This window comes from Nonomuraea sp. NPDC049152, from assembly GCF_040648355.1.
GTDB lineage: Bacteria > Actinomycetota > Actinomycetes > Streptosporangiales > Streptosporangiaceae > Nonomuraea.
In genome coordinates this window covers 42,430-67,674 of record NZ_JBEZDO010000029.1, presented here as the reverse complement: position 1 = coordinate 67,674, position 25,245 = coordinate 42,430, and the positions used below count along the sequence as shown (strand labels likewise).

The window sequence follows — 25,245 nt, the reverse complement described above, 5'->3', positions numbered from 1 at the left end:
AGCGCCCCGGCGTGCACGCGGGAGAGCGCCGGCGGGCACGCCCAAGAGTCACCCCGGGGTGCACGCGGGAGAGCGCAGGGTGTGGGTGAGTGCCTCAGGCCGGGCGCGGTGGGTGGCGTCGCGTCGGTGAGATGGCGGTCAGGAGGCGGTGACGGGATCGCCGACACGGATGGTGCCGGGGCCGTCGGGGATGAGGTTGATGGCGAACAGCAGCTGCTTGTCGATCCTGCGGTGCTTGCCGAGCGTGCGGAGCGGCTCCTTGCCCTTCTGGAGGGTGTCGGGGTCGATCGTGGTCAGGACGCACCTGCCGCACGGCTTGGTCATGCGGAAGCTCACCTCGCCGATGCGCACCCGCTTCCAGCCGTCCTCGACGAACGGCGCCTCGGCCCCCGACACGACCACGTTCGGGCGGAACCTGCGCATGGGCAGCGGCTCGGGCAGTTCCTCGCCGCGTTCGACGGCTCCTTCGGCGATCCAGTCGTTCAGCTGGCGGAGGGAGGCGGTGGAGGCGAGCAGTAGCGGGTAGCCGTCGGCGAGGGTCACCCGGTCCTCCGGCGTGCCGTACTCGGGATTCACCGGGCGGCGGGTCGGGTCGTCGAGCCACATCAGCCGTACGGGCCTGCCCACCAGCGCGGACAGCCACTCGGCGGCGTCGTCGCCGCAGTCGGTGAGCTTCACCCGCGTGCGCCACACCTGAGTGTCGCTCAGCTCGGAGGTGGGGGTCACGAGCAGCGGCGGGCGGTGGGGGCCGGTGAGCGTCAGGCGTCCGTCGGACAACTCCGCCCTGCAGGCCAGCAGTCTGGGCTCTTCCCTCGCGGTCACCATCTCGCCGTCAGGGGTGGCGACCATGTAGCGGCGGTCGTCCTTCAGCCCCCATGGCTCCACCTCGGCCTCGGCGACGTCATGACCTGCGGTGGACTTGACCGGATAGAAATGGATGCTCGCCAACCTCATGGCGTGACGGTAGCGCACGCGACGGTGCCACCTGGTCCTGGCCCCGCCCTAGATCTCCTGGCTGAACGGGCACGCAACAACCTATGAAACAGATCCCGCCCAGGACGATCGAGACTGTGCCCTGTGTCTCATAGGCGACCGTCCATGAAACAGGGATTGTGTTTGCTGTCCCACCCCTTGCCCGGGCGGGACCGGATGGATGTTGCCTCCAAGCCGACTCCCGGCCGCGAGCTTCTGGGTGTGATCCGCTGGGGCCCGCCGACGGCGTTCGACCAGGCTGAGTGATAGTGCGGCAGCGGAGCGGCTTCGGAGACGGAAGAGCCGGAGAGAGATTCGCCGCTGGCGCCATTGACCCAGCTGGTGGCGAGGGGTTTGGAGCCCAGGTGAGGGCGGCGACGACTATGCGTTGCGCCAGGCCCGCATCTCGGGGGCCCAAGGTCTCGTGCACCGTTTCGGGCGGCGGGTGATGCCGCCGTCTCCGGCCGCCGTCCTTGTCTGCCAGGTGGACATTTTGCGCAAATTCACACAAGCATCTAAAATTTTGAACGTGCCTTCAGAAAATCGCACGTTCATCGAAGAAGCGCGCCGAGCGCAGATCATTGAGTGCGCGATCCAGGCCATCGCGACGCTCGGCTACAGCCAGGCGTCCATGTCGAAGATCGCGAAGCTGGCCAAGATCAGCACCGGGGTCATCTCCTATCACTTCGGGAACAAGGACGAGCTGATCAAGGCCATCGTCGCCCACGTGACCAAGCTCGCGGTCGACATGATGATCCCGCAGATCGTCGCGCAGCCCACGGCGAGCGAGGCTCTGCGGGCCTACCTCACGACCAACCTGGAGTTCATGCGCCTCCACCAGCAGCCCCTGCTGGCGCTGGTGGAGATCATCTCTCACGGCCGCGCTGAGGACGGCGGGCCGAGCCCCTACACAGAGCAGAACGAAACGGCACTCACCGACCTCGAGCAGGTCCTGGCCTGGGGCCAGCAGTCCGGCGAGTTCCGCGACTTCGACCTGCGCACCATGGCCATCGCCATCAGGGGGGCTATCGACGCCACACCATCCGAGATTCTGAAAAATCGGGACTTCGACCTGCAGCGTCACGCCTCCGAACTGTCCACCCTCTTCACCCTCGCGGCCAGAAAGACACCATGACCCCCGCACTTCAGATCGCCGGCCTGGCCAAGACGTTCGGCGAGAAGATTGCCGTCGACCACGTCGACCTCACCGTCCCCCAAGGATCCTTCTACGGCCTGGTCGGGCCGAACGGAGCGGGCAAGACCACCACGCTGTCCATGGCCGTCGGTCTGCTCAGGCCGGACGAGGGACGCGCTCTGGTCCACGGGATCGACGTGTGGGAGGAGCCGCTGCGGGCGCGCCGCCTGATGGGCGTCTTGCCCGATGGGCTGGCCATGCCGGAGCGGCTCACCGGCCGTGAACTCCTCACCTACCTCGGACAGCTACACGGCCTGAGCGTGGAGGAGGTCGACCGGCGGGCGGACGAACTGCTCGCCGTCATGGAACTCGACGGTTCCGCGGAACGCACCCTGGTCGTGGACTACTCCACCGGCATGCGCAAGAAGATCGGCCTGGCAACCACGCTGCTGCACGCCCCCAAAGTACTGGTGCTCGACGAACCCTTGGAGGCCGTCGACCCGGTCTCCGCCGCAACCATCAAGAAGATCCTCAAGAGATTCGTGGAACGCGGCGGCTCGGTGCTGCTCTCCAGCCACGTCATGGCACTCGTCGAGGAGCTCTGCGACACCGTCGGCGTGATGGCCCGGGGACGCGTCGTCGCGGAAGGCCCCCTCGGCGAGGTCCGCGGCAGCCGCTCGCTGGAGGACACCTTTGTCGACCTGGTCGGCGTCAAGATCGGCGGCGGGGAGGGACTGTCATGGTTGGCGTCCTGATCCGGATGAAACTGGCCGTGCTGCGCCACAGCACGACTGACGCCAAGATGGCCCTCAGCGGCCTGGGCTGGACCGCCGGAATCTGCCTCGCCGTCACCACCCTCGTCCTGGCGTCCTTCGACTTCTCCCACCCGCGGCTGCTGATGGACCTGCTCGCGGTGACCTTCGCGCTGTGGGCGCTGGGCTGGATGGTCGGCCCGATCTTCGCGGGCGAACCGGCGCTCAACGGGGAGCACTTCCACCGCCAGCCGATCCCGCGCCGCACCCTGGCCATGGGCCTGCTCGCCGCCGCCCTGGTCGCCGCCACCACCGCCATCACGCTGGTGGCCTTCGGCGCGCTGATCGTCTTCGCCGTCCGGCTGAGCTGGGTGGCCGTCGTGGTGTCGGTGCCCGCAGTGGTGCTGCTCCTGCTGCTGGTGGTGCTGCTGTCCCGAGTGGTCACGCTGCTGTTCCGCATGCTGGCCAAGTCCCGCCTCGGAGGGGTCGTCACCGCGACCGTCACCGCCGCGATGGTCTCGCTGTGCTCGTTCTCCTGGGTCCTGATCATCGGGGTCTCCCTACTGCTGGAGTACGGATTCCCGCCCACCTTCTCCACGGTGGTGCGGGCGCTGCCGTCCAGCTGGGGCCTGATCGCCGTCGAGGCGGCCGGCCGCGGCGACTGGCTGTGGGCCGTGGGACCGCTGGTCGCCCTGGCCGCGGTGGTGGTCGCGCTGTTCCTGGCGTGGAGCGCTCTGCTCGGACCGCAACGGATCGCCCGCCCGGTGGTCCGCGGTTCCTCCGCGCAGCAGGCCGTCCGGCGGGGCCCGCTGTTCCGTGGCGATCAGGGGGCGGCCTACCTCAAGGAACTGCGCACCTGGTGGCGTGACCCGGTGCGCACCCAGGGCATCGTGATGGGCCCGGCCTTCTCGATCATCACCGCGCTGTTCCCGCTGATCTTCGGCTTCACCGCCGGATTCCCGTTCGTCGGCGCGGCCAGCGCGCTGATGGCCGCCGCGACCTGCGCCAACCTCTACGGGCAAGACGGCACCGCGCTCTGGCTGACCCTGACGGTGCCGGGCAAGGAGAAGGCCGACGTCCGTGCCCGCCAGCTCGCCTGGCTGACCGTCTTCGGCCCGCTGACGCTGGCGCTGACGCTCGTCGGCTGCCTGCTGCATGGTGACGCCTCCCTGGTGCCGTGGGCGCTGGCCGGCACCCTCGCCGCGCTCGGCGGGGGTTCAGGTCTGCTGGTGTGGGTGTCCGTCGTCGCCCTGGTGCCCGGCCCGGACCCGCACAAGAGCAAGAACTCGCCGATGGACCACGGTGACGTCACCGGCCAGTCGTTCCTGGTGTTCTTCCTGGTCGCCCTCGCGATGTGCCCCGCGCTCGGGGTCGCCTGGGCGGGCCACGCCCTCGACCTTCCCGCCCTGCTGTGGGCGAGCGTCCCGGTCGCCCTGCTCACGGGTGTGCTCTGCCATGTGAAGCTCGGCTCGGTGGCGGCGAGGACGCTGAGGGACAAGGGCCCCGAGCTGCTGCACCTGATGCGGTCGGGCAAGGCGACGTCCACCGCCGAGGAGCTGGGCGAGGACGCCGGCAAGTCCCCGTTCGCGACGATGTCGGGCAAACGTCAGACCGTCATGTGGTCCGCCATGGCAGTGGGCATCCTCGGACTGTTCCCGCAGGGCCTGGCGCCGCTGGGCATCAAGCTCAGTGGGTCGCAGGCCAAGGTCTGGTTCCTCGCACTCCACGTGCCCGAGCCGTGGCAGTGGCCGGTGATCGCCGTCATGATCGTGATCGCTCTCACGGGCTTCTGGGGCGCCTACCTGCTGTACCGGACCGAGAAGAGCAGGCTCCAGGCCGCGGCCGCCGCACCGCCGCCGCCGTCGCAGGACACTGGCGGCGGGGACATGCGGGGGACCGGGGCAGCCGGTCCTGGAGCCGGGGCGGACCGGCTCACCAGCGCCTGACCTCGGGTCTCCCACGAACCGCTCCACCGACGGGGCGCGCCTCGCGGCGTGCCCCGTCGCGGCGTGCCGGTGGTTGAGGAACATTCGATGCGGACCGGGAGCTGGTGGAGGGCAAGCGGCGGGCGCACAACCTGCTCGGGTTCGCGGTCCAGCTGACCAGCGTGCGGTTCTTGGGGCGGTTCCTGCCCGATCCTCGGAAGGTGCCGGTGGAGGTGGCCGAGGACCTGGCCGAGCAGCTGGAGATCGAGGACCCGTCGCGCCTGAAGCTGTACGGGGAGCGGGACGGCACAGCCCGCACGCATGCCTGGGAGATCCAGCAGGCTGGGGGCTGGCGGGACTTCGCCGAGGCCGAGGACGAGTTGCGCGCGTGGGTGGACGCGCGAGCGTGGACGACGCGAATCCCGGAGATGCCCGGCGGGCTCCGCCCGCCAAGTCCCGTGCCGTGAGTAGACCGGTAGCGCACGAGCCTCGGAACCGGCAACGCTCCGGGGCTCGTGGCGGGCCCCAGCAGGGGCGTTACGCCTCGGCCTTCTCAGGGGTGGAGGGAGTCGGCTGAGGTGCTGCGGGCGCATGGTGGCGTGCGGTTGTCAGGTGGTAGAGCAGCGCCAAGGTCGTGACACCGGCGGCTGGCAGCCCCAGCGCGGCGGGCACGATGGCAAACCACTTCTGGGCCAGTCCGCCCAGGCCGCCGCCGAGGGCTATCCCGACGTAGATGGCCGAGGAGTTGAGGCCGAGCAGAACCGGTGCCGCGGCCGGGTTGAGGGCGATGAGTCGGTGCTGTTGGGGCACGACGATGACGCCCAGGGCCGCGCCCCAGATCGCGGCCCATGCCAGGGTGGACACGAGCGTGGCGGTCGCCATCGAAGTGAGGGCAAGGGCGACGGCGGCGATGGTGAGGGGACCGGTCAACACGTGCGCGGGGTCGTGCCGGTCGACCAGCCGTCCGGCGATGATGTTTCCGGCCAGGACGCCGATTCCCCAGGCCAGCAGGATGACGGCGAGCAGCGATTCGGAGCCGCCGGTCGCATCCTGTAGGGCCGGGCCGATGTAGGTGTAGAGGGTGTAGGCGCCGAGGAAGACCAGCGTGGTGACGGCCAGCAGCGCGAGGACCCGGCCCTGCTTGAGCGGGCGCAGCCGGTCGCCCAGTGAGGCAGCGGGGAGCGTCACCTTGGGCAGGCCGGCGGCGATCCCGAGGGCCGCGACGAGGCCGATCCCGGCGACGGCCCACAGGGTGATGTGCCAGTCGGTACGGCCGATCAGCGTGCCGAGAGGAAGACCCAACGCCGTCGCCAACGTGAGGCCGCCCATCACGAAGGCCAGAGCCCTGCCTCGGCGTTCGGGGGGTGCGATAGCCCCCGCAGTGCTGGAGGCGGCGGAGTTGATCATTCCGGCCCCGACCGCGGTGACGATGCGGGCGATCATCACCACCTCGTAACTGGTGCCCAGGGCGGTGACAGCGTTGCCGACCACGAAGATACTCAACGCGGTCAGCAGCGCGGTCCGCCTGTCCAGTCCACTGGTGAGCGCGCCCATTACGGGCGCCGACAGGGCCATCACGAGGGCGAACACCGTCACCAACTGCCCGGCGGCGGGAGTGGAGACCTGCAGGTCGGTGGCGATGGCCGGGAGCAGGCCCGCGATGACGTAGCTGTCGGTGCCGACGGCGAAGGTCGCCAGGGCCAGCGGAAGAAGTCGTTTCAACACCGGGTGGTGCCACCTTTCCAGAGGAACCTCAGAAGTACCGAGGGGAACCCTAGGCAATATATGGATACTTGTCCATGTATCCATAGGTTGGTAGCGTGGCGGGTGTGCGGAACACAGGGGGCGGCGATGCGTGAGGTGTCACAACCGGCGACCGAGGCCATCCGGCTGGTGGAGGTGCTGCGCGCTCTGGCCGATCCGGTGCGGCTGGACCTAGTCCTGCGGCTCGACCGGATGGGCGAGGACTTCTGCAACGCGATCGGCGCCGAAATCGACGTGCATCAGACGACGCTGTCGCACCACTACCGGGTGCTGCGCGAGGCCGGCGTGACGTGGACGAAGGTGCAGGGCCGATCCCGGCTGGTACGGCTGCGGCGAGAGGACCTCGACGCACTGTTCCCCGGCCTGCTCGACTCTGTACTGAGCGCACAGCGCCGAACGCGCGATACCACGACCACCGGCACTGTCGAGGCGCCGTAGACCCGGGCTCCCCGGCACCCGCTCACAACGTGTGATAGACGCACGGCAGCCGCTTGACCCAGACCGGAACGACCGGAGCGTCGTGTCCACGCTCGCGGCACCACGCCAACCAGGCACCGACCGACGCCCGGCGCGCGTTCCAGGTGTTGACCGCGGCGCTGCCCCACAGCAGCTCCAGCACCTCGCCGATCTCCTCGTCGGCCACCGACATCAGCGGCCGCGTCTCGCCCAGTCGCTCGACGGTCTTGCCGATCCCAATCCCGTAGTTGCGCACGGTGTTCGGATTGCGTAGCGAGCCGAGGAACGCGTCGGCCGACGCGATCACCGTCAGGCTCCTCCCGGCCGTGCCACCGGTCGGCAACGTCACGAGTTCGGCCACGCCGCCCCCTTGCCGCAGATAACGGGGCCGAGGCCGTTATCTGCGCCAAGACCTCAGGAACCTCGCACCGATCAACGACAGCCACCAGCTGACCAGGGACGACGCGGCTTAGCGCACGATCCTGCAGAGATGTTCCTCAACTCTCATCGGCGGTGTGCGAGGCCAGGCCATCGGGCGGTGGGCGAGGCGGGAGGCGTCGGCGTCGGGCGGGGGAGCCGGCGAGCTGTGGAGGCTCGGCGGGTGGGTCGTGGAGGGTCACGCTCATTCGTCGAGGTGGCCGGGGGCCTGTGCCCCTCGGTGGGTGGTGAGGGGCACAGGGCGTGGGATCGCGGGTGGCGGGGGCGGCGTCAGGAGGTGGGGCGGAAGGTGTCCAGGAAGACCTTGCGGGTCTCGGCCTGGTCGGCCCACTGCAGCTGCGGCGTCGTGAACGTGATCTGGAAGGCGTCCTTGTCGTCCAGCGTGACGTAGCGGGTCAGCGTCTGCATCGGCACGCCGTTGGGCTGCGTGTACTGGTACTCCCAGTCCGCCGCCTTCCAGGAGCGGTACTTCACCTCCTGAAGCTGGACCTGGATGTACCCGTCGACCCCGCCGTCCGCCTCCTTGCCGCTCAGTTCGGCGAGCCCGCCGTCCTTCTGCGGTGAGACCTGCTCAACGGTGATCTTCATGCCGGAGTCCTTGGGGCCCGTGAAGATCGCCTCTCCGCCGGACCCGGACACCTTCCACGCCGCGGGGACGGCCGCGGTGAAGCCCTCAGGGGTGTGCTCCTTGAACCCCTCGGGTACGGCGACCGCCGCCAGCGGTTCCTTGACCGGCTCGGACGAGGCCGCGGTGGTGGCGACGACGCCCGGCTCGGACGGGGAACCGCCCGTGGTGAGGAAGACGATCGCGGCCGCCGCGACGCCGATGGCGGCGACCACGGTGATGATCAGACGCGGGGTGGGACGGCCATCGCGCGTCCACCCGTTGCCGTCTCCCGCGTTCCGCCTGCGTCCGGGGCCCGCGGGGTCGTCACGGTTGGCGGGCCTCGGCTCGCCGTCGGGGCTCAGCGGCCATGGCGCGGGGGCGGGGGAGCCCGCGCGCAGGCTGTCGGTCAGCGGCAGGATCGGCTGCGGCTCGGGCATGCCCCGCCCGGCACCGGGCGCGGCGGGGTAGGAGCCGGGCCCCGCAGGGGTGCCAGAGGAGCCCGGTCCTGGTGGGGGAGCGCCGGGTCCCGAACGGAAGGCGCCGGGTCCCCCAGGGGAGGAGCCTGGTCCTGGTGGGGGAGCTCCTGGTCCTGGCCGGAAGGCGCCGGGGCCCGTGGGGTTGGCAGAGGAGCCGTGCCCGGGTGGGGGAGCGCCGGATCCGGCGTGGAAGGCGCCGGGATCCGATGAGGGAGGTCCCAGCGGGTCGGATGGGAATCCGCGGGGATCGGAGGAGCTGCGGAGCGCGTCGTAGCCTCGGGGGTCCGACGAGCTGCGCAGGGCGTCGTAGCCATGCGGTCCAGACGCCCCGCCCAGGGAGTCATAGCCGCCGACGGAGTCAGGGCCGCCGACCGAGTTGTAGCCGCCTGCCGAGTCGTAACCGGCGGCAGAGTCGTAACCGCCAGCCGAGCTGTGACCGGCGCCAGAGTTGTAACCGGCGGCAGAGCCGTGACCGGTGACCGAGTCGTAGCCGCCCACCGAGTCGTAGCTGCGAGGTCCGCCGAGTGAGTCGTAGCTGCCAGGGCCGCTCATCGCGTCAGATCCGCCCTTCGCATCGGAAGCTCCCTTGGTCAGGCCGCCCGACGAGCTGCCGAAAGCGTCGAAACCCTGCGAGGGCGGCAGGTGGGCGCCGGACGGGCTCGCGATCCCGCCTGATGGGCTGGTCAACGGGTCGTAGGGCACCCGCACAGGGCCCGAAGGCGTCTCCACGATCCGCGAAGGCAGCGGCCCCGACGGCGGGTCGAGCGGCGGCAGCAGGTGCGCGGGCGTCGAGTTCGACGGCGTCGGAATGGGCCCCGTCGACCGCGGCGAGCCGCCCCCGTGGCTGGCCAGTACCCGTTCGAGCAGGTCGGCGACCTGCGCCGCGTTCATCCGCTCGGCGGGGTTCTTGCGCAGCAGTCCCTCGATGACCGGAAGCATGGCCCCGGCCCGCTGCGGCCTGATCGGGTCCTGCGTCAGCACCGCGCCGAGCACGGCGATCGCGTCAGGCCCCTCGTACGGCGGCCGCCCCTCCACGGCCGCGTAGAGAGTCGCCCCGAAGGACCACAGGTCGGCCGCCTGGGTGATGGGCTGTCCCGACAGCCGCTCAGGCGGGACGTAGGCAGGCGAGCCCATCAGCAGCCCGGTCTGCGTGATCGTGACGTCGCCCTCGATGGCCGCGATGCCGAAGTCGGTCAGCACGACCCTGTCGGCGGTGAGCAGGACGTTGCCCGGCTTGACGTCGCGGTGGAGTATGCCCGCCGCGTGCGCGTGCCTGAGCGCGTCGAGCACCCTGACGCCGATCTCGGCGGCCTGGACGACAGGCAGCGGTCCGCTCTGCCGTACGGCCTGCTCCAGGGACCACGCTCTGACCAGCTCCATCACGATCCACGGCCGCCCGTCCTCCTCGACCACGTCGTGGACGGTCACGATCCCCGGGTGGCCGAGGCGCGCGGCCGAGCGGGCCTCGCGCATCATGCGCCGGTGCGCCACCTGCTTGCCCGCGTGGTCGAGGCCGTAGGGAAGGATCAGCTCCTTCACCGCGACGGGCCGGTCGAGCAGCACGTCGTGCGCGTGCCACACCATGCCCATGCCGCCCCTGCCCACAGGGGACAACAACTTGTACCTGCGTCCGATCAAACGACCCTGGCTCTCGGCGCCCCCCGGCACGCCAGGTCCCTCGGCAGGGACCTTTCCGAGCAAGCGGTCAGACATCTCCCGCCCCCTATTCCCTATGCCGAATTGCGAGGTTCGACACCATATCGGCATGCGATTAGTAAACGGAAGTCGACGCGCGATCAACGTAATCGAACGAGTGGCAACTTGCGGTTGACGTGTGAGAACGCGAAAACTGCTAATTGATCACTTATCGAATGCGAGCGCGTTGAGCGCGGCAATGAAGGCCTCGGCGGGCGGACTCACCAGTCCCGCACCCACTTGTCCCGTTCCTGGGACCCTGCCCGCTATGCCGGTGTTGACGACGGGAAGCAGCCCCGTCCTGGCGACGAGGGCCACGTCGATGCCGACGGGCGTGCCGCGGAAGCCGAGCCCGGGAATCTGGTAGGCGGGATGCTCGGCGAGCGTGATCTCGTACATCGAGCGGGTGGCCGTGATCGCGTCGCCGACCTCGCCGCCGACGAACTTGACGATGGCGGGCGCCGCGGCCATGGCGAAGCCGCCCAGCCCCGACGTCTCGGTGATCGTCGAGTCGCCGATGTCGGGATTGGCGTCGCCGGGGCCGTACGCGCCGAGGTAGAGGCCGTCGGGGACGCCCGCGGGCCCGGTGAACCAGCGGTCGCCCAGGCCGGAGACCTGCACGCCGAAGTCGGTGCCGTTGCGGGCCATGGCCACGACCAGGGAGGAGCCTGGCACGCCGCGGGCGGCGTCGGTGCTGGCCTTGCCGGCGGCCATGGCGGGGTTGAGGAAGAAGTGGTCGTTGCCCCCGGCGAAGCGCAGCACCTCGGCGGCGCGCCCGGGAGCCGCCTCGACCAGCGCGGGAGCCAGCTCGCGAAGGAACAGGGAGGTGGCGGCGCGGTTGCGGTTGTGCAGCTCGTCGCCCATCTGCAGCGCCTGAGCGATCAGGGCGCGCAGGTCGATCGGGCCGCTGATCCGCAGCGCGTCGCGCAGGGCGGGGCCGAGCACCTCGCCCATCCAGCGCAGCCGGTCGAGCACCTCGGGGCCGTAGGCGCCGTAGCGCAGCACCTTGCCGAGGCCCTCGTTGAGCGAGCAGTACGCGGTGCCGCCGTGCTCGGCGTCGCGCACCTCGAACAGCCACATGGACGGGCTGACCACGCCCGCCATCGGGCCGACCGTGCGGTGGTGGTGGCAGGAGTCGAGCGAGACCTCGCCTGCCGCCAGGGCGCGCTCGGCCTCCTCGACCGTGGCGGCCAGGCCTTCGAGGAGCATCGCGCCGATCAACGCGCCGCGCATGGGGCCCGAGGCCCGCTCCCAGGTGATCGGCGGCCCGGCGTGCAGGAACGTCCCCCTGTCGAGGCAGAGGGCGTCGGCGGCCGGCCGTACGTCCACCAGCTGGGGGCGGGCGCTCAGCAGGCGGCCGACGGCGAGCTCGTTGGCGGCGGTCCTGCGCGGGTCGGCCAGCACCGCGGCCAGGGCGGACGCGGTGCCGGGCAGCGGAGGCCGCCAGTCGACCGCGGTCCTGGCGACGGCCTGGGCGTCCAGCGCCTCGCCGAGCAGGTCGGCGCCGACCGTGATGACGTGCGGATCGACGGGCAGAAGGCTCACGTGGCGCTCCCTGCGGCGTGACGGGCGGCCTGGGCGTTGGAGGTGAAGACCGCCGCGCCCGCTTCGTACAGCTCCGCGGCCTGGCGGCGCAGCCCCTGCGGGTCGCCATCGGTGCCGACCAGGGCGATCACCACCTGGACGCCCCTGCCGACCGCGGCCTCGATCGCGGGGGCGAGCCGCAACGCCGGGTCGGGGTCGGCGCCGTGGCCCAGCACCACGTCCATCAGCGCCACCTCGCCAGGCTCGACCTTGGTGAGGGCCTCGAGTCTGAGCGTCGGGTCGATCATCGGGTGCGCCCTGCCCCTGGTGAAGACGTCGTCGCCGTAGTCGACGAAGCCGCCGGGCGTGATCAGCGACGCCTCGGTGCAGAGCGTGCCGCCCGAGTACAGCCCCCGGACGGAGCCGCGCGCGATCGGTCTGCTCCAGGAAGGCCACTCGGGCGGGTCGAGACCGAGCCGGCCCAGCGCGCTCTCCGCGGCGGAGGTCAGGTCGCCGCCAGAGGTGCCGAGCAGCGCCGACACCACGGGCGTCCGCAGCTTGTCCACGACCTCCTGTACGGCCCGCGCCACCTCGGGCGCGGGCGGCTTGGAGATCAGCACGATCAGCTCGGTCCCCGGATCGTCGTCGAGCCGGCGCAGCGCCCGGATCGCCGAGAGGCCGCCCACCTGGGCGGACAGGTCCCTGCTTCCGACGCCGAGCACGTGGCTCACGCCGACGCCCGCCAGGTCGAGCAGCGAGGTCACGTGCTGCGCCCCGGTGCCCGACGCGGCGACCACGCCGACGGGTCCTGGTCGCAGCACGTTGGCGAACCCCAGCCCCGCCCCGCCGATCACCGCGGTTCCGCAGTCGGGGCCCATGACGAGGCCGCCGCGCTCCTCAGCCAGCCGCTTGAGCAGCACCTCCTGCTCCACCGGCACGTTGTCGCTGAAGATCATCACGGGCAGGCCCGCCTCGACCGCGTCGAGCGCCTCGGCGAAGGCGTGCTCGCCCGGCACCGAGACCAGCACCAGGTTCGCCTCGCCCGCCCTGGCCGCCGAGCGGGTCGTGCGCGCGGGGAAATCGGACGCCTCCGCGGACGTGCGGCTCGACAGCTCACCGAGCAGGCGGTCGAGCTCGCCCGTCGCGGCCGCCACGTCCTGAGCCCGCACCGCCACCAGCAGCTCCGCCCCCGCGGGCGCGGCGGCGGGCGGCTCGAAACCCAGCTCCCTGGCCAGGTCGAGGTTGAGCGGGGTGGCCATCGCGATGACGGCCACGTCCACGCCAGGCATCGCCGACAGCGCCTGGCTGACCCGCATCAGGCTCACCGAGTCGTGGTAGACGCCGGGAACCAGTTTGACCAGCGAGTTCATGAGCCCGCTCCGAGGGCGAGCACCGAGTCGAGGCCGATGCGCAGGCCCTGGGCCAGATCGGCGCCGGAGGTGTGGCCCAGTTGCAGCAGCCGTCTCAGCGCGGGCTCGATCGCCTGCGCGCCGACGATGCCGCGCAGCACGCCCGCCACCTCGGGGCTCGCCTCGCCTCTGGCCGCGCAGTGCAGGAGCGTCGCGGAGATCGGGGTGGTGCGCGTGCCCGCGTCGAAGGTGACGGCGGCGGCCAGCCAGTCGGCCAGCCACACCGCCCGCTCGACCCGCGCGGCCGAGCCCAGGTGGCGCAGCGCCACCAGCAGGCCCGCGAGCACGTCGTCGCCGCTCGGGGTCAGGCCAGGCCCGAGCCCCACCAGTTGCTCGGCGGCGGTCACGGCGCGCGCCAGCGACGCCTCCGCGCATCCGGCCGCCAGCAGGGAGATGGCGCCGTTGCCTTCGAGGCCCGGTCTCCTGGACGTCTGCGGCGACATCGCGGGCACGGCGCGGGCCAGCCGTTCCAGATCCACGGGAGGCAGCGCGGGAGCGGGATCCCACCAGCGGCGCGCCTTCACCCGGTAGCGGCCGATCTCGATGACACCGTCGCCCACGGCGGCCTCGTCGCCCACGTTCACCCGCGGCAGCTCGCCCGCCAGCAGCACCGAGTTGGGCAGCCTGGTCGCCTCGCCGGTGATCATCGCGATCACCGAAGGCTCCAGCTGGGTCCGCACCTCCAGATATACGCCCACGGACACCGTCGCCAGCACTCTCGCCGGCACCCTGGCCGACTCCAGCACCGGGCGGACGGCCGCGCTCGCCGCTCCCGTGAGGTGGATACGCGGCTGGACCCTTCTCTGCGTGCCGAGCGTCATGCACCCGACGCTAGAGCGGGCTCTCACACCTCCGTACGGAGAAAAGTGCCAACAGTCGGTCAAAAGGTTGGCTCTTCCTGACACAGCGGTTCATCAGTCACAATCGCCTCATGGAGCCCCCTGTCCGCCTGGCCAGCACCGGAACGATCATCCACGGCGTTTCGGTGGGCGAGGTGCTGGGCGTCTCCACGCTCGCGAAGGCCACACTGATCGCGGGGGAGTCCGGTCTCGACCGGATCGTCCAGCGGCTCAACGTCATGGAGGTCCCCGACGTCCTCGCCTGGGTAAAGCCGCACGAGCTGCTGCTCACCACCGGCTACCCGCTGCGCAACACCCCGCAGTCGCTCGACCGCCTGGTCGCCGACCTCGACGAGCGCGGCCTGGCCGCGCTCGCTATCAAGCTGGGCCGCTACGTCGACGAGCTGCCCGCCGAGATGGTCGCCCAGGCCGACAGGCTCGGCTTCCCGCTGATCCTGCTGCCCAACGACGTCGGCTTCGACGACATCCTCAACCAGGTGCTCACCGACATCCTCAACAGGCAGGCGGCCGTGCTCGTCCGCGCGGAGGAGGCGCACCGGGCGCTGGTCCAGGTGGTGCTGGCGGGAGGCGGGCTCGGCGAGGTCACCACCGAGGTCGCAGGCCTGCTGGACGTGGCCGTCGCCGCCGTCGACGTCGCGGGCAGGGTGCTGGCCTCAGCGGGCCCGCCCGAGCACGTCGCCGCCCTGCGCAGGCTGTCCGGTACGGCAGGCCGTACGGGGAACTTCGCCTCCGTCCCCGTCGTCGCGGGCGGCCACCACCACGGCAGGATCCTCGCCCACAGCCCTTCCGGCACGATCCGCGACAGCGACATCGGCATCCTCGAACGCGCCGCCACGGTCGCCGCGCTCGTCATCACCAGGCAGGACGCGGTCAACGCGGTCGAGAGCAAGTACCGCGCCGACTTCCTGCGCGACGTGCTGACCGGCAGGGCGGGCTCGGCCGAGCGCATCGCCAACAGGTCGCGCGCCTTCGGCTGGGACCTCGAACGCCCCGTCACCGTCCTGGTCGCCGAGCTCGATCCCGAGTGCGACGAGCGCACCGCGCAGGACCGCCTGGTCGCCTCGTGGACCTCCGCCATGCGCCGCCACGACCAGCGCGGCGCGGTCGCGGGCTTCTCCCACGAGGTGGTCGCCGTCGTCGACGCAGGCGTCGACAGTGCGAAGGTGGCCCGCGACGCGGCCGGGGCCTTCGCCGACGCCTTGTCCGTCGGCACCTTCTCCACCGGAACCAGCCGCACCTGCCCGGGCGCCGACGGCCTGCCGGAGGCCTACGGCCAGGCGCTGAAGGCGGCCAGGGTCGGCCGCCAGCTGCACGGGCCCGGCGCGGTCGCGCACTTCGACCAGCTCGGCGTCTACCGGCTGCTGTCGCTGGTCAACGACACCGCGGAGCTGCACGCCTTCGTGCGCGAGACGCTCGGGCCGCTGGCCACCGACGACGACACCGAGAACGCCGACCTGCGCAGGACGCTGCAGGTGCTGCTGGAGACGAACCTGAACGTCGCGGAGACGGCCAGAAGGCTGCACTTCCACTACAACACGCTGCGCTACCGCATCGGCAAGCTCGAACGGCTCCTCGGCAACTTCACCGAGGACCCCCACCTGCGGCTCAACCTGACCCTGGCCCTGCACGTGCTGCGCATGCGGGGCATCTAGGCTGTCCTGCGTGGACCTGGACTTCGAGCTCAACTCCGACTACATCCCGCTGTGCGACCTGCTGAAGTACTGCGGCGTCACCGAGACGGGCGGCATGGCCAAGCACCTGATCGCCGAGGGGATGGTGCTGGTCGACGGGGAGGTCGAGCTCCGCAAGACCTGCAAGATCAGGTCCGGCCAGGTTGTCAGCGGCGACGGGTTCACTATCCACGTTGCCTGATGAAAGGCCGCGCCGGCCCAGCCTCTAAGGTTCTCTCCGACATCAAGTAGGAGACATAACCGCAGGTTGGGAAGTGGTCCGATGGCGCTGGGATGGAAGCTGCACGGCGAAGGGAAGTCGCCGGCGCCCGGCGAGGTGGTCAAGCCCGACGAGCGGCTGACGTGGCCGCGCATGGTGGGATTCGGCGCGCAGCACGTGATCGCGATGTTCGGCGCTACGTTCGTCTTCCCCCTGCTGATGGGGTTGGACGCGAACCTGGCCGTGATGATGTCGGGTGTCGCGACGATCATCTTCCTGCTGATCGTGAAGGGGAGGATCCCCAGCTACGTCGGGTCGAGCGCGTCGTTCGTCGGCGCGGTCGTGGCGATCAGGGCCGCGGGCGGCGGCGACGGCACCGTGACAGGGGCGCTGCTGGCGGTCGGCGTCGTGCTCGCGCTGGCCGGACTGGTGATCCACCTGCTGGGCGTGCAGATCATCCACAGGGTCTTCCCGCCGATCGTCACCGGCGGGGTCGTCATGCTGATCGGGTTCGGCATGGCCTACGTGGCGGCCGACGTCTACTGGCCGCAGGACCCGTGGGTGGCGCTCATCACGATGCTCGCGACGTTCGTGTTCATCGGCGTCCTCCGCGGCTTCCTCGGCCGGATCGGCGTGCTGCTCGGCCTGGTCTTCGGGTTCGTCCTGTCCTGGGTGTGGGACAGGACGGGCGGGCCGATCACCTCGCAGGGTGGCGACGGCAAGGTCACCGAGCACTTCAGGGTGAGCTTCGACGCGGTCGCCCAGGCCGACTGGATCGGGCTGCCGACGCTGCACGGCCCGGTGTTCGAGGTGTCGGCCATCGTGCTGGTGCTGCCCGTGGTCATCGCGCTGATCGCGGAGAACGTCGGCCACGTCAAGGCGGTCGGCGAGATGACGGGCGCCGACGTCGACGGGTACATGGGGCGGGCGGTCATGGCCGACGGCGTCGGCACGGTCGTCTCGACCGCGGTCGGCGGCCCCGCGACCACCACCTACGCCGAGAACATCGGCGTCATGGCGGCCACTCGCGTCTACTCAACGGCCGCCTACTACGTGGCGGCCGTGATCGCGATCCTGTTCGGGCTGTGCCCCAAGTTCGGCGCGCTGGTGGCGGCCACGCCCGGCGGCGTGCTCGGCGGCGTGACGACGATCCTGTACGGCATGATCGGCCTGCTCGGGGCCAAGATCTGGATCGAGAACAAGGTCGACCTGAACGACCCCGTCAACCTGGTGCCGGTCGGCGCGGGCATCATCTGCGCCATCGGGCCCGTGGCGTTCCCCCTGACCGGCACCTTCGCGCTCAGCGGCATCGCCCTCGGCACGATCGTCCTGCTGGCGGGCTACCACGGGCTGCGCGCCGTCAACAGGAACTGACAGCCCTGGTGGGGGTGGGCGTCCTCGCGGAAGGGTACGGCGTGCGGTATCGGTTGGTCACAGACGGCGCACGACCCGGCTTGCCGTACGGGATGAAGAAAGTTGGCAGATCATGCCGGTGAACGCCCGCCGGAGACGTCCTAATGTGCCCGCAACGGCCTGCGGGGCGGCCACCGAACCGATGGAGCGCGAACAGAGGGGCTCTCATGGTTTTGGGTTGGACGAAACACGGAGACGGCAAACATCTGGCCCCCGGAGAGGTCGTCAAGCCTGACGAGCGACTCTCCTGGCCTCGCATGGTGGGGTTCGGCGCGCAGCACGTGATCGCGATGTTCGGTGCGACGTTCGTGTTCCCGCTGGTCATGGGCCTCGATCCGAATGTCGCGATCATGATGTCCGGCGTCGCGACGATCCTGTTCCTGCTGATCGTCAAGGGAAAGATCCCCAGCTATCTCGGCACCAGCGCCTCCTTCGTCGGCGGCGTGCTGGCGATCAGGGCTCTGTTCGGCGGTGACACGGCGGGCGTCGACGCCATCGTGACGGGCGCCATCCTCGTCGCCGGGTTCGTGCTGTTCCTGGCGGGTGTCGCGATCCACGTGCTGGGCGTGCAGATCATCAACAAGATCTTCCCGCCGGTCGTCACCGGCGCGGTGGTCATGCTGATCGGCTTCGGCCTCGCCTTCGTGGTCGCCGACGTCTACTGGCCGCAGGACCAGTGGATGGCGCTGGTCACGATGTTGATCACGTTCGTGGCGATCGTGGCGTTCAAGGGGTTCATCGGCCGGGTCGGCATCCTCATCGGGCTGGTGGCGGGGTTCGTGCTGTCCTGGGCGGCCGACAAGGTCTTCGGGAACATCACCGCCCTCAACGCGGCCGCCGGCAAGATCGACACACATCCGCGGGTGAACCTCGGCGCGGTCGCGCAGGCCGAGTGGATCGGGCTGCCGAACATGCACCTGCCCGACATCAGGTTCTCCGCCGCCCTGCTCGTGCTGCCCGCGGTCATCGCGCTGATCGCCGAGAACATCGGCCACGTCAAGGCGGTGGGCGAGATGACGGGCACCGACGTCGACCCCTACATGGGCCGCGCGGTCGCCGCCGACGGCATCGGCACGATGATCACGAGTGCGGTCGGCGGCTCGCCCACCACCACCTACGCCGAGAACATCGGCGTCATGGCGGCCACCCGCGTCTACTCGACGGCCGCCTACTACATCGCGGGCGTCATCGCGATCCTGTTCGGGCTCTGCCCGAAGTTCGGCGCGCTGGTCGCCGCCACGCCCGGTGGCGTGCTCGGCGGCGTCACCGTCATCCTGTACGGCATGATCGGCCTTCTCGGCGCGAAGATCTGGATCGAGAACAGGGTGGACTTCTCCGACCCCGTCAACATGGTCCCGATCGGCGCGGGCATCATCATGGCGATCGGACCGGTCAAGCACGTGATCAGCAGCGACTTCACCCTGGAGGGCATCGCGCTCGGCACCATCGTGGTGGTGGGCGGCTACCACCTGCTGCGCGTGATCGCCGGCTCCAGGACGCAGGCAGTGAGGGAGCGCACCGGGTGAAACCCGCCCCGTTCGTCTACCACGCGCCCCGCGACCTCGGCGAGGCCATCGAGGCCCTCGCCGAGGCAGGGGCGCACGGCAAGGTGCTGGCCGGAGGCCAGAGCCTGATCCCGCTGCTCAACATGCGCCTGGCCGCGCCCGAGCAGCTGATCGACATCAACAGGATCGAAGCCCTCGAACCCTTCGGGGCCGAGGGGGCGGGCGTGCGCGTCGGCGCACTGGCCCGCCACTCCCAGGTGGAGCGCTCGGCCGAGGTCGCGCGGGCGCAGCCGCTGCTGCGCCAGGCGCTCAAGCTGGTGGCTCACCCGGTGATCCGCAACCGCGGCACCGTCGTCGGCAGCCTCGTGCACGCCGACCCCGCCGCCGAACTGCCCGCCGTGCTGGCGCTGCTCGACGGCACCATCCGGCTGGCCCGCCTCGACGTCATGCGCGACGTGCCCGCGAGCGAGTTCTTCACCGGGCCGCTGGAGTCGGCGCTGGAGCCCGGCGAGCTGGCCGTCTCGGCCTACTTCCCCGCGCTGCCCGAGCGGACGGGCACCGCCTTCGCCGAGGTGGCCAGGCGCCACGGCGACTACGCGCTGGCGGGCGTCGCCGCGCTCGTCCGGCTCGACGAGGACCTGCGGGTGGCGAGCGCGAAGGTGGCGTGCATCGGCGTCGGGCACGTCCCGATCGTGGCCGACGTGAGCCAGGAGTGCGAGCACAGGCCCGCCTCGACCGTCGACTGGGCGGGCGTGGCGCGGGCCGTACAGGACAGGACCGAACCGGAGGCGGACATCCACGCGACCGCCGAGTACCGCAGGCACCTGGTAGGGGTGCTGGCCATGCGGGCGCTGACAGAGGCGGCGAGAAATGCGGCATGAGATCACGCTGATCGTCAACGGCGTCGCCCAGCGGGTCGACGTGCCCGCGCGACGGCTGCTGTGCGACTGCCTGCGCCACGACCTCGGGCTGACCGGCACCCATGTGGGCTGCGAGCACGGCGTCTGCGGCTGCTGCACGGTGCTGCTCGACGGCGAGCCCGTGCGCTCGTGCCTGACGTTCGCGGTGACCGTCGACGGCAGGGAGATCACCACCGTCGAGGGCCTGGCGGGACCCGAAGGGATGTCGCCCGTGCAGCGGGCCTTCGCCGAGTGCCACGGGCTGCAGTGCGGCTTCTGCACCCCCGGCTTCCTCTGCACGGCCACCGCGCTGCTGAGGGACAACCCCGCGCCCACCGACGAGGAGGTCCTGGAAGGGATCTCGGGGAACCTGTGCAGATGCACGGGCTACCAGAACATCATCAAGTCCGTCCACCGGGCGGCCGAGCTGATCGCGGAGGAGGAGGGCCGATGACGACGCGGCTGTTCGGCGAGCGGGTCCAGCGCAAGGAGGACCCCCGCCTGCTCACCGGGCAGGGCCGCTTCCTCGACGACCTCGGTCGCGACGCGCTGGCCGTGGCGTTCGTCCGCTCCCCGCACGCGCACGCCCGCATCCTCGACATCGACGTCTCCGGCGCGCTCGACGTCGAAGGGCTGGTCGCCGTCTACACGTGGGAGGACCTGCCAGGTCGCGTCGCCGAGCCGCTCCCGCTGCTCATCCCGCACCCCGCGCTCACCCACGGCCGCACGGCCTACGCCCTGGCCAAGGAGTTCGTCAGGCACGTCGGCGAGCCCGTCGTCATGGTCGTCGCCGAGGACCGCTACCTCGCCGAGGACGCCTGCGCGCGCATCCACGTCCACTACGAACTGCTCAAGGCGGTCGTCGGCATCGAGGAGGCCGCCCACGGCGCCGCGCTCGTCCACGACGACGTGCCGGGAAACGTCGGCGCGCACCTGGTGCAGGAGGTGCCGTCCAGGGCCGGGGAGAACGCCCGCGAGGCCATCGAGACCGCCCCCCACACGCTGGCCTTCAGGCTCGACATCGAGCGCAGCGCGTGCACGCCGCTGGAGGGGCGCGGCGTGCACGCCAGATGGGACGGCACCGACCTGCGCGTCTACTCCTCCACCCAGACCTCCACCAGCGTCAGGATGGCCATCGCCGCCAAGCTCGACCTGCCGCTCCCGCACGTCGAGGTGATCGCGCCCGACGTCGGCGGCGGGTTCGGCGTGAAGATCGTGCACCCGTGGCCCGAGGAGATCCTGGTGCCGTGGGCGGCGATGCTGCTCGGCCGCGAGCTGAAATGGACCGAGGACAGGCGCGAGCACTTCATCTCCTCCGCGCACGAGCGCGGCCAGGTGCAGTACGTGCGGGTCGGCTTCGACGACGAGGGCCACGTCCTCGGCCTGGACGTGACGATCATGCACGACCACGGCGCGTACACGCCGTACGGGATCATCGTGCCGATCGTCACCTCGACGCAGCTGCTCGGCCCCTACAAGATCGGCGCGTACCGGGTCGAGTTCACCTCGATCTACACCAACACCGTGCAGGTCACGCCGTATCGGGGCGCGGGCCGCCCGCAGGGCGTGTTCTGCATGGAGCGGACGATGGACAAGATCGCCCAGTATCTCGGCAAGGACCGCACCGAGGTGCGGGCCGCCAACTTCATCCAGCCCGAGGACTTCCCCTACGACCAGGGCATGATCTTCCAGGACGGCCGGCCGCTGATCTATGACAGCGGCGACTACCCGGCGATGCTCGCCCTGCTGAAGCGGCTCATCGGCTGGGACACCTTCGAGAAGCGGCCGGGAATCGGCATCGGCGTCGGCTGCTACGTCGAGGGCACGGGAGTGGGTCCCTACGAGGGCGGGCACGTGCAGATCACCTCCGATGGGCGGGTGCACGTGTCCACGGGGCTCACCTCGCAGGGCCAGGGCCACGAGACGGTGTTCGCCCAGATCGCGGCCACCGAGCTCGGCGTGCCGATCGAGCGGGTCTCCGTCGTCACCGGCGACACCCGCAGGTTCGGGTACGCCGTGGGCACCTTCGCCTCGCGCGCCGCCGTCGTCAGCGGTAACGCGATCGCCCTGGCCTGCAGGAAGGTGCGGGAGAAGGCGCTGCGGATCGCGGCGGAGGCCCTGGAGGCCGATCCGGGCGACCTGGAGATCACCGACGGGCTCGTCCACGTGGTCGGCGCGCCGGCCGCCTCCATCCCGCTGTCCACGGTGGCGGTCCTGTCCAACCCGCTGCGCTACTCCTTCGACGCCGAGACCGCCAAGGCGACCCAGTTCTCCGGCGGCGGCGCCTCCTACGACAAACCGCCCGTCGCCGAGGGCGACGAGCCGGGGCTGGAGGGCCGCGACTACTACTCGCCGCTGCGCTCCACCTTCGCCGCCGGCATGCACGCCGCGATCGTCGAGACCGACAAGGACACCGCCGAGATCCGCATCCTGCGCTACGCCGTCGTCCACGACTGCGGCAAGCTCATCAACCCGATGATCGTCGAGGGGCAGATCCACGGCGGCGTCGCCCAGGGCGTGGGCGGGGCGCTGTACGAGCGGATGGTCTACGACTCGCACGGCCAGCTGCTCAACGCCTCGTTCATGGACTTCCTCATGCCGTACGCCACGGAGGTCCCGCGCATCGAGACCGACCACCTGGAGACGCCCTCGCCGCTCAACCCGCTCGGCATCAAGGGCGCGGGCGAGGCGGGCGTCATCCCGGTGGCCGCGGTGATCGCCGGCGCGATCGAGGACGCGGAGGGCCTGGCGATCGACAGGATGCCGATCTCGCCGTCGGAGCTGTTCCATCTAAGATCCGGAGGGTGAGCGAGCTTCGAGCGCCGTCGGCGGGCCTGACCGAGCTGCCCGTCGTGGCCGACGACGTCCGTCTGATCGACCTGGCCTGGAACCGGCTGACCGAGCTGCCCGCCCGGGTGGGTGAGCTGGCCCGGCTGGAGGAGCTGCGTCTCGACGGCAACCTGCTCACCTCGCTGCCCGCGCTGCCGCCCTCGCTCAGGGCGCTGCACCTCGACGGCAACAGGCTCGCCGAGCTGCCCGCGTGCCCGCCGTACCTGGAGAGCCTCTTCGTGTACGGCAACGCCCTGGAGGACCTGCCCACCGACCTCGGCCCGCTGAGACACCTGGCGGCGGGCGGCAACCGGCTGACGCGGGTGCCCGACACGGTGTGGAGGCTGGAGGGGCTGGAGTCGCTCAACCTGGCCGAGAACCGGCTGACCTCGGTGCCGGACGCGATCGGCGGCCTGTCCCGCCTGCGGATGCTCGACCTGGGCCACAACGCCCTGCGGGAGATCCCTCCTGCGATCGGCGAGCTGCACCTGACCGACTACCTCTATCTCAGCGACAACGCCTTCACCTCGGTGCCCGAGTCGCTGGGGAAGCTGAGCGGCCTGGCCTACCTCAACCTGACCGACAACGAGCTCACCGAGCTGCCCGACTCGATCGGCGGGATGGCGGCGCTGAAGGAGCTGCGGCTCTACAACAACAGGCTGACCACGCTGCCCGAGACCGTCGGCGGCCTGACCGAGCTGCGCGAGCTGCACCTGCAGGGCAACCGGCTGACCAGGCTGCCGCCGCTGCCCGACGCGCTGCGCCTGCTCGACCTGCGCAACAACCACCTGACGGAGGTGCCGGGCCGGATCGGGAGCCTGGCCGGGCTGAGGCACCTCGACCTGCGCGGCAACAGGCTGCGGACGGTCCCGTCCCAGTTAGCCGAGCTGCCCGCGCTGGAGAAGCTGGATCTGCGGTGGAACAAGCTCGACGGCGGCGACGCCGTCCTGCGGGCACTGGAGGCGCGCGGCTGCGTGGTGCTGCGCTGAACTCCGACGAGGAGGGGCGCGTACCTCCAGACGTGATGACTTATCTCCGCATAGCGGCTTTCGTGCTGGTGCTCGCGGCCTGCTCACCAGGAGACGGCGGCGGCAACGGTGGCAACGGTGGCGGCGGGTACGTGGCCGCCGCCCAGTCGCTGACCGTCGAGCAACTGGCCGCCAAGGCCGGGTGCACGCCTCACATCCAGATCGACGCCGGCGACCTCAGGCAGGGACACTGCGAGACCGGCGACGGCGAGTTCTTCCTCACCACGTTCACCACCCAGGAGGGCAAGGACGCGTGGATGGACACCGCGCCCGAGTACAACCCGCACCTGGTCGGCCCGCTGTGGACCGCCCTGTCCAGCAGGGCCGTGCTGGAGCGCGTGCAGCGCAGGCTCGGCGGCGACCTGCACCTGAAGGACCACAGGGTCAAGGGCTGACCGGCTCGGGCAGATCGCGCATCCTCCGCAGCGGCGACAGCAGCAGCGGGATCACCGACAGCGGCGTCAGCGCGCAGGCGATCCACACGGCGGGCAGCACACCCAGGTGCTCGCCGAGGACGCCGCCGATGAGCGCGCCCAGTGGCAGCGTGCCCCACACGATGAACCGCATCGTCGCGTTCATCCTGCCCAGCAGATGGTCGGGGGTGATCGCCTGTCGGAAGCTGACCTGCGACACGTTGTAGACGACGATGCCCACGCTCACCACGAACCAGGCGAAGGCGTACAGGCCGAGCCGCCAGCCCTGCGCGGCCAACGGCACCAGCAGGATGAACGGCGTCGTGAGCAGACTCGACAGCCAGATCGTCCTGGCCGAGCCGGCCCACCTCGACATCGGGCCGACCAGCGCGGCGCCCACCAGACCGCCGACGCCCGCGACCGAGAACAGCAACCCCATCACCCCCGGCGTGATGCCGACGACGTTGATGAGGAAGAGCACGGAGAGCGCGTTGTTCATGGCGTTGGCCAGGTTGGCGCTGGCCGTGCAGGCGGCGATCATGCGCAGGATCGGGTGCCGCAGCACGAACGCCAGACCCTCGCCGATCTCCCTGACCAGGCCGCGCCGCTCGTCGCGGGCGGGGACGTCCCTGTCGGACCTGATGCCCGCCAGCAGCAGACCCGACAGCAGGAAACTGATCGCGTCGACCACGATCGCCACCGGCGCCGTGACGAGCTGGACCAGCCAGCCAGCCCGCCGCGCCAGGACCGGCCACCTGCGCGCCCGAGCGGACGATCTCCAGCTTGGCGTTGCCCTCCACGATCTGCTCGCGTTCGACCAGCGACGGCAGGTAGCTCTGGTAGGCGACGTCGAAGAAGACGGTGGCCACGCTGACGCACAGGCCAACCACGTAGAGCTGCGGCATCGACAGCACGCCCAGCCACCAGGCGACCGGCACCGAGGCCAGCAGGAAGGCCCGCGCCAGGTCGCCGATGATCAGGATCGGGCGGCGGGGCCGCCTGTCCACCCACACCCCCGCCGGCAGCCCGATGAGCAGGAAAGCGGCGGTCTCGGCCGCGACCAGCAGGCCCGTCTCGAACGGCGAGGCGTGCAACGCCACGACCGCCACCAGCGGCAGGGCCACCATGCTGACCTGCGTGCCGACCTGACTGATGGTGTCCGCGCCGAACAGGAGCACGAAGCCGCGATGCCGTAAGAGACCCATTCGCCATATCAAACCAGACCTGGTCTGCCCCTACTCATGACAAAGCCGCC

General features: G+C 70.7%; 21 protein-coding genes and 2 pseudogenes. 14 read left to right on the top strand and 9 right to left on the bottom strand.

Features of this window, described 5'->3' with window-relative positions:
• Positions 1–138: 138 nt before the first annotated feature.
• Complete coding sequence (locus AB0B45_RS38875) at positions 139–954, bottom strand: MOSC N-terminal beta barrel domain-containing protein (protein ID WP_358141541.1); 816 nt, start codon at positions 952–954, stop codon at positions 139–141.
• Between the two features lie 442 nt (positions 955–1,396).
• Here AB0B45_RS38875 and AB0B45_RS38870 point away from each other — a divergent pair, with 442 nt between their 5' ends.
• From AB0B45_RS38870 to AB0B45_RS38855, 4 genes and pseudogenes are all read left to right on the top strand, one after another.
• Positions 1,397–2,107, top strand: coding sequence for a TetR/AcrR family transcriptional regulator (locus tag AB0B45_RS38870; RefSeq protein ID WP_358141538.1), 711 nt, complete (start codon positions 1,397–1,399; stop codon positions 2,105–2,107).
• A complete protein-coding gene (locus AB0B45_RS38865) occupies positions 2,104–2,862 on the top strand; it encodes an ABC transporter ATP-binding protein (protein WP_358141535.1) in 759 nt (252 codons plus the stop codon). The genes AB0B45_RS38870 and AB0B45_RS38865 overlap by 4 nt, the downstream gene beginning before the upstream one ends.
• Positions 2,847–4,805, top strand: coding sequence for a hypothetical protein (locus AB0B45_RS38860; protein WP_358141532.1), 1,959 nt, complete (start codon positions 2,847–2,849; stop codon positions 4,803–4,805). Before AB0B45_RS38865 ends, AB0B45_RS38860 begins: the two co-directional genes overlap by 16 nt.
• Positions 4,806–4,903: 98 nt before the next feature.
• A pseudogene (locus tag AB0B45_RS38855) lies at positions 4,904–5,251 on the top strand (DUF4158 domain-containing protein); the annotation flags it as partial.
• 70 nt (positions 5,252–5,321) lie between these two features.
• Here AB0B45_RS38855 and AB0B45_RS38850 read toward each other — a convergent pair.
• A complete protein-coding gene (locus tag AB0B45_RS38850; RefSeq protein WP_358141529.1) occupies positions 5,322–6,509 on the bottom strand; it encodes an MFS transporter in 1,188 nt (395 codons plus the stop codon).
• Positions 6,510–6,635: 126 nt separating this feature from the next.
• Here AB0B45_RS38850 and AB0B45_RS38845 point away from each other — a divergent pair, with 126 nt between their 5' ends.
• A complete protein-coding gene (locus tag AB0B45_RS38845) occupies positions 6,636–6,986 on the top strand; it encodes a helix-turn-helix domain-containing protein (RefSeq protein ID WP_358141526.1) in 351 nt (116 codons plus the stop codon).
• A gap of 22 nt (positions 6,987–7,008) precedes the next feature.
• On the opposite strand, the gene AB0B45_RS38840 is transcribed toward AB0B45_RS38845, so the two are convergent.
• The 5 genes from AB0B45_RS38840 to AB0B45_RS38820 form a co-directional block, all read right to left on the bottom strand.
• The gene (locus AB0B45_RS38840; protein ID WP_358141523.1) at positions 7,009–7,365 is read right to left on the bottom strand and encodes a hypothetical protein; all 357 of its coding nucleotides are present in this window, start codon (positions 7,363–7,365) and stop codon (positions 7,009–7,011) included.
• A gap of 347 nt (positions 7,366–7,712) precedes the next feature.
• Positions 7,713–10,142, bottom strand: a complete 2,430-nt coding sequence (locus AB0B45_RS38835; protein WP_358141520.1) for a protein kinase — start codon at positions 10,140–10,142, stop codon at positions 7,713–7,715.
• Between the two features lie 243 nt (positions 10,143–10,385).
• Positions 10,386–11,765, bottom strand: a complete 1,380-nt coding sequence (locus AB0B45_RS38830; protein WP_358141517.1) for a DUF1116 domain-containing protein — start codon at positions 11,763–11,765, stop codon at positions 10,386–10,388.
• A complete protein-coding gene (locus tag AB0B45_RS38825) occupies positions 11,762–13,114 on the bottom strand; it encodes an FdrA family protein (protein ID WP_358141514.1) in 1,353 nt (450 codons plus the stop codon). The genes AB0B45_RS38830 and AB0B45_RS38825 overlap by 4 nt, the downstream gene beginning before the upstream one ends.
• Entirely contained in the window at positions 13,111–13,974 is an 864-nt protein-coding gene (locus AB0B45_RS38820) for a DUF2877 domain-containing protein (protein WP_358141511.1), read from the bottom strand. Before AB0B45_RS38820 ends, AB0B45_RS38825 begins: the two co-directional genes overlap by 4 nt.
• A gap of 110 nt (positions 13,975–14,084) precedes the next feature.
• On the opposite strand from AB0B45_RS38820, the gene AB0B45_RS38815 reads away from it, so the two are divergent.
• From AB0B45_RS38815 to AB0B45_RS38775, 9 genes are all read left to right on the top strand, one after another.
• Positions 14,085–15,665: a PucR family transcriptional regulator ligand-binding domain-containing protein gene (locus AB0B45_RS38815; protein WP_358141508.1), complete on the top strand. Its 1,581-nt coding sequence runs from the start codon at positions 14,085–14,087 to the stop codon at positions 15,663–15,665.
• A gap of 10 nt (positions 15,666–15,675) precedes the next feature.
• On the top strand, positions 15,676–15,885 hold the full coding sequence (locus AB0B45_RS38810) for an RNA-binding S4 domain-containing protein (RefSeq protein WP_358141505.1): 210 nt from the start codon (positions 15,676–15,678) through the stop codon (positions 15,883–15,885).
• 81 nt (positions 15,886–15,966) lie between these two features.
• Positions 15,967–17,277, top strand: a complete 1,311-nt coding sequence (locus AB0B45_RS38805; RefSeq protein WP_358141502.1) for a solute carrier family 23 protein — start codon at positions 15,967–15,969, stop codon at positions 17,275–17,277.
• A gap of 206 nt (positions 17,278–17,483) precedes the next feature.
• Positions 17,484–18,842 carry a solute carrier family 23 protein gene (locus tag AB0B45_RS38800; RefSeq protein ID WP_358141498.1) on the top strand — a complete coding sequence of 453 codons (1,359 nt, stop codon included), beginning with the start codon at positions 17,484–17,486 and terminating at the stop codon, positions 18,840–18,842.
• The gene (locus AB0B45_RS38795) at positions 18,839–19,702 is read left to right on the top strand and encodes a xanthine dehydrogenase family protein subunit M (protein WP_358141495.1); all 864 of its coding nucleotides are present in this window, start codon (positions 18,839–18,841) and stop codon (positions 19,700–19,702) included. Before AB0B45_RS38800 ends, AB0B45_RS38795 begins: the two co-directional genes overlap by 4 nt.
• The gene (locus tag AB0B45_RS38790; RefSeq protein WP_358141492.1) at positions 19,692–20,174 is read left to right on the top strand and encodes a (2Fe-2S)-binding protein; all 483 of its coding nucleotides are present in this window, start codon (positions 19,692–19,694) and stop codon (positions 20,172–20,174) included. The genes AB0B45_RS38795 and AB0B45_RS38790 overlap by 11 nt, the downstream gene beginning before the upstream one ends.
• A complete protein-coding gene (gene cutA, locus AB0B45_RS38785; protein WP_358141489.1) occupies positions 20,171–22,528 on the top strand; it encodes an aerobic carbon-monoxide dehydrogenase large subunit in 2,358 nt (785 codons plus the stop codon). The genes AB0B45_RS38790 and cutA overlap by 4 nt, the downstream gene beginning before the upstream one ends.
• Positions 22,525–23,538: a leucine-rich repeat domain-containing protein gene (locus tag AB0B45_RS38780; protein WP_358141486.1), complete on the top strand. Its 1,014-nt coding sequence runs from the start codon at positions 22,525–22,527 to the stop codon at positions 23,536–23,538. The genes cutA and AB0B45_RS38780 overlap by 4 nt, the downstream gene beginning before the upstream one ends.
• Positions 23,539–23,573: 35 nt before the next feature.
• Positions 23,574–23,972, top strand: a complete 399-nt coding sequence (locus AB0B45_RS38775; protein WP_358141483.1) for a hypothetical protein — start codon at positions 23,574–23,576, stop codon at positions 23,970–23,972.
• Here AB0B45_RS38775 and AB0B45_RS38770 read toward each other — a convergent pair.
• Together AB0B45_RS38770 and AB0B45_RS38765 are read right to left on the bottom strand one after the other, a co-directional pair.
• Positions 23,962–24,690: an MFS transporter gene (locus tag AB0B45_RS38770; protein ID WP_358141480.1), complete on the bottom strand. Its 729-nt coding sequence runs from the start codon at positions 24,688–24,690 to the stop codon at positions 23,962–23,964. The two genes, AB0B45_RS38775 and AB0B45_RS38770, sit on opposite strands and share 11 nt — an antisense overlap.
• A 97-nt stretch (positions 24,691–24,787) precedes the next feature.
• Positions 24,788–25,195 (bottom strand): annotated as a pseudogene (locus AB0B45_RS38765) (MFS transporter); the annotation flags it as partial.
• Positions 25,196–25,245: the final 50 nt, after the last annotated feature.